The 5,083-nt window shown below is 38.4% G+C and carries 1 protein-coding gene and 2 pseudogenes; all 3 read left to right on the top strand.

All coding sequences use genetic code 11. The features are described from left to right. Positions 1 to 53 precede the first annotated feature (53 nt). Positions 54 to 1,589 (top strand): annotated as a pseudogene (locus AFK68_RS41515) (transglutaminase family protein); the annotation flags it as partial. 6 nt (positions 1,590 to 1,595) lie between these two features. Further along, positions 1,596 to 3,404 (top strand): transglutaminase family protein, encoded by a 1,809-nt coding sequence (locus AFK68_RS38635; protein WP_210407351.1) that lies wholly within the window; start codon positions 1,596 to 1,598, stop codon positions 3,402 to 3,404. 1,275 nt (positions 3,405 to 4,679) lie between these two features. Then, a pseudogene (locus AFK68_RS11160) lies at positions 4,680 to 4,949 on the top strand (nucleotidyltransferase family protein). Positions 4,950 to 5,083: the final 134 nt, after the last annotated feature.

Here is a 5,083-nt window from a genome sequence, read left to right as displayed (position 1 = left end):
GATAAAAAAAGTCTCAAAAACTACTTACTTGGTCTTTCACAACAGAATTAATAATGTCAATAAAAGTCAGTCTTAATCATCAACTTATTTATAATTTTGATCGCCCTATTATTCTCGGACCGCATCAGTTAGGATTGCGTCCCTCCCCTCATTGTCAGACTCCAATTAAAAACTATTCATTAAAAATTGAACCTCAAGAACATCAAATTACTTGGCAACAAGACCTCCATGGTAATTTTATTAGCAAAATTAACTTTCTTCAGAAAACAGATAAACTCAAAATAGAAGTTGATATAATTGCTGAACTTCAACCAATAAATCCTTTTGATTTTCTCCTGGAAAGTTATGCAGAGAAATATCCTTTTGTTTATGAAAATCCATTAAACAAACAACTAACTCCTTTTTTGGAAATCGCTGAATCTGGGAAATTACTACAGGAATGGATCGATAAAAACAGACAAACAGATATCTATACTACTAATTTTATCAATTCTATTAATCAACAACTTTCCCAAGATATTAATTATGAAATTAGACTAGAACCAGGTATTCAAACTTGTGAAGAAACTCTCAATAAAAAAATTGGTTCCTGTCGAGATACAGCTTGGTTATTAGTACAAATTTTGCGTCATTATGGTTTAGCAGCTCGGTTTGTTTCTGGATATTTAATTCAACTTAAAGAAGATATCCCTCCTCTTGATAATTCCCCTACTCCAGAATCGGACCATGGAGACTTACACGCTTGGGCCGAAGTTTATTTGCCGGGAGCGGGTTGGATAGGTCTAGACCCCACTTCTGGTTTCTTGGCAGCAGAAGGTCATATCCCCTTGGTCTGTACTCCAGAACCTACTTCAGCAAATCCAGTTAAAGGTACAACTGAACCCTGCGGGTCTAACTTAGAATTTTCGGTCAAGGTTTCTCGTTATCAAGAAAAACCTAGACCTACTAAACCTTACAGTGAAGAGGAATGGCAAAAAATTGATAACCTCGGTCGGGAAGTTGAGGCAAAACTAAGACGTTTGGGTTTAGGGTTAACTATGGGAGGAGAACCTACTTTTATTTCTATTGATGATTTTGAATCTCAGCAATGGCGAGTAGAAGCTTTGGGAGATGAAAAACGCCGACTTGCGGGAGAATTGTTAGACCGTCTGGAAAAAAGATTTGCTAAGAATGGGGGATTATTACATTATGGTTTGGGTAAATGGTATCCGGGTGAAGCTTTGCCAAGGTGGGCGTTAGGATGTTATTGGCGTAAAGATGGGCTTCCTATTTGGGGCGATCGCTCTTTTATTGCAGAGGATAACAAGAATTACGGTCATTCTCAAACAGAAGCCAAAATTTTCATGCTAACTATTGCGCAACAGTTGGGGATTAAGTCAAGTTGTATAATTCCTGCTTATGAAGAGGAAACTGAAATACCTGTGGGTTATGTTTTGCCTATTTTGTCAGTGTTGAAAAATGAAAATCTGCACTGGAGTAGTTGTTATTGGCAATTACCAGAAGGTAAATTATATTTGCTTCCTGGCGACTCACCGTTGGGGTTTCGTTTGCCACTTAGTTCAATTTCTTGGGCAGAAAATTTGGAACCTNGTTGTATAATTCCTGCTTATGAAGAGGAAACTGAAATACCTGTGGGTTATGTTTTGCCTATTTTGTCAGTGTTGAAAAATGAAAATCTGCACTGGAGTAGTTGTTATTGGCAATTACCAGAAGGTAAATTATATTTGCTTCCTGGCGACTCACCGTTGGGGTTTCGTTTGCCACTTAGTTCAATTTCTTGGGCAGAAAATTTGGAACCTGAAGCAACGGTTGATATTAACTATCCTCCTACAACTCCAAGTGCAACATTTTTAGAAGCTCCTGAAAATTCGATTCGGGTGGCATTATCTACAGAAGCGCGACAGGGAAAAGTACATATTTTTATTCCACCTATGACTTCTGCTAGAAGTTATTTGGATTTAATTGCAGCGATTGAAAATACGGCAAAGGAAGTAAAAATTCCTGTCATAGTTGAAGGTTACACTCCTCCTGGCAATGCGGGAATAGATGCATTTCAAATTACTCCAGATCCAGGAGTGATAGAAGTAAATATTCATCCGGCAGAAAATTGGGATGAGTTGCTGGAGATTACGACAAGTTTATATGAGGAGGCGCGTTTGTGTCGGTTGGGAACTGAGAAATATCAGTTAGATGGTCGCCGGATAAGTACGGGTGGAGGAGCGCATATTACTATTGGTGGAAAAAATGTCTGGGAAAGTCCTCTATTAAGACGACCAGATTTATTGCGGAGTCTAATTACATATTGGCAACACCATCCCAGTTTATCTTATTTATTTTCTGGTTTATTTGTCGGTCCGACCAGTCAAGCTCCCCGAATAGATGAGGCGCGACATGAAAGTTTGTATGACTTGGAAATTGCCTTTCAGGAGTTACAACCGGGAAAGGAAGTTCCGCCAGAATTAATAGACCGTTTGTTGAGAAATTTATTAGTAGATGTCACGGGAAATACTCACCGCACCGAGTTTTGTATTGATAAATTATTTCCAGTGGAAAATCTGCGTCGTCGGTTTGGGTTATTGGAATTTCGTGGGTTTGCCATGCCTCCCCATCCTAGAATGAGTTTATTACAAATGTTGTTAATTCGGAGTTTGGTCGCGTGGTTTTGGGAAAAACCTTATCAGGGAGATTTGATTCGGTGGGGTACTATGTTGCACGACCGCTTTTTTCTGCCTCATTATATAGGTGAGGATTTACAAAAGGTAATTGGAGATTTACAGTCGGCAGGTTTTGGATTTGAATTTGACTGGTTTGCGCCGTTTTTTGAATTTCGTTTTCCTATAGTTGGGGAAATAATGCGGGAAGGGTTGGAATTGGAGTTACGTTATGCAATTGAACCTTGGCACGTTTTGGGAGAAGAAACGACTGGTGGAGGAACAGCGCGTTATGTGGATGATTCGATGGAAAGGTTACAGGTAATGTTGCGGGGTGCGATGGGAGATTCGCCGAATCAGGATAGTGTGGGTTCGCGGTATTTAGTTTTGTGTAATGGTCGTCAGGTACCTTTGCACTCTACGGGTGTGACAGGTGAGTATGTAGGGGGGGTAAGGTATAGAGCGCGGAAGTATGAAAGTTTGTTACATCCGGCGATCGAATGTCATAGTCCGTTGGTGTTTGAAATTGTGGATAGTGCGGTAGGGCGAAGTATTGGTGGATGTAGTTATTATGTGAGTCCTCCCAATGGGAAGGTTTATCAGCAGTTTCCGGTGAATCATCGGGAGGCGGAGTCGCGGATGGTGGAGCGGTTTATGGGGATGGGGCATTCTTCTGGGGAAGTTGAGTTGTCGTCGTTGCGTTTGAGTTCGGAGTATCCGTTGACTTTAGATTTGCGGAGGCTGAGGAAGTGAGGGAGTCGGGGAGTCGGGGAGTCGGGGAGTATTTCTTCTTCACAGAGGTAGGTTTTTTACAATAGCTTGTATGTAGGAGAGGGTGGGGAGTGTGGGGAAGGTGAGGAGTACAGGGTCTGGAAAATAGGCAAGTTGCATTAATAAAACCCACATTCCGCAGATATTGAAGCAAAATTCATAATTATGAATTTTGTTAATCATAAAACGTGAAACGATTATCTAGTAATGATTTTAGGCTATTTATTTGTATAAAAATAAGCGTCAGATCAAGAAAAAGAAACAGTATGAAAGAGTCGCTCATAAGTTCTATCTATCCTAGATATAGACCATTTAGGAATAGTAGATGTTCCGGAAATTGGTAGAAGAAGTGAATAAAATAGTGGGAATAAAAATCAAATAAAGAAAAAGAAAAATTATGAAAGAGTCGCTCATAAGCTCTATCTATCTTAGATATAGACCATTTAGGAATAGTAGATGTTCCGGGAATTGGTAGAAGAAGTGAATAAATATAGTGGGAATAAAAATTAAAGAAACTCTAACCCCAGGGCAAGTAATGAAAGCCATGATCTTGGACGGCTTAGGATTTTGGGTTGACTATTGGCTGAAAAATCAAGGGATAATTCTTCCTCCTGCCTTCTCGCTCCCATACCCATTCCTCCTGTCTCCTGTCTCCTACCCTTACTCATAAGACTTATTCAGCAAACCCTAATTATTCAGCAAACCCTATTTAAAATCTTCACTTTCCTACAGAAGTTGCGATCGCCTTCTTCTATGACCAAAATTAAAAAACAGTTTCCTGCAAGACCGCAAAAGTATAAGTAAAAAAAATATAATCAACTATTATTATTTTTTATGCTTATCAAAAAATCTCTGATTTCGGCTAATTGTTACAAAATATTTCACGTACTTGCGTTATTTCAGCGATTTGGTATCATCTGGATACATAGCTTATTGTGCTAATTTTGTGTTTAAAAATAAGAAATTTTCCCTAGAAAAAGCTACAACCTTCTATTTTTGGTTAATATAGGGTGCAAAAATTTATACCTTTTCTACGGATGAATAAATCTCAAAAAAACTAATTTTGAACAGGTGTTGGTGCTTAGGCAATTACAGCAGATTCCGTAGTCAGGAGTCAGGAGTCAAGAGTCAGGAGAAATGGGGATTATACAGCAGATTCTGTAGTAATGAGGTAAAACTGAATGATCGGAAATATTTTTTGCTTCCATACCCTATACCTTATTCCCTATTCCCTATTCCCTATTCCCTTAAATTATTATGAATCACAAACAATTACTCCAAGAAAAAAGAGAGAAAATATTAGAAATAGCTACTCAATATAAAGCATCTAATATTCGCATTTTTGGTTCGGTTGCCAGAGGAGAATAAACACCAAATAGCGATATTGATTTTTTGGTTGAATTGCGTCCAGACTGTACTTTATTAGACCAAATTTCTCTAATTCAATCTTTAGAAGATTTATTAGGATATTCAGTAGATCTCACAGAAGAAGATTGTCTACACTTTTTAATTAGAGAAAAAGTTTGACAAGAAGCAATTCAACTGTAAAAGATGATAATTTGTATTTAAGGAATATTAGAGACTGGAGAGTAAAATAATTATTAACAGAGCACGCGAAGTGACTAAAATCTAAAAGCGGTAATGCTTCAAGGGATTGAAAG

Source organism: Hydrocoleum sp. CS-953 (assembly GCF_002260545.1).
Lineage (GTDB): Bacteria > Cyanobacteriota > Cyanobacteriia > Cyanobacteriales > Microcoleaceae > Trichodesmium.
Note: the sequence above shows the minus strand (reverse complement) of the source record. Positions and strands in the feature narration are given on the sequence as shown.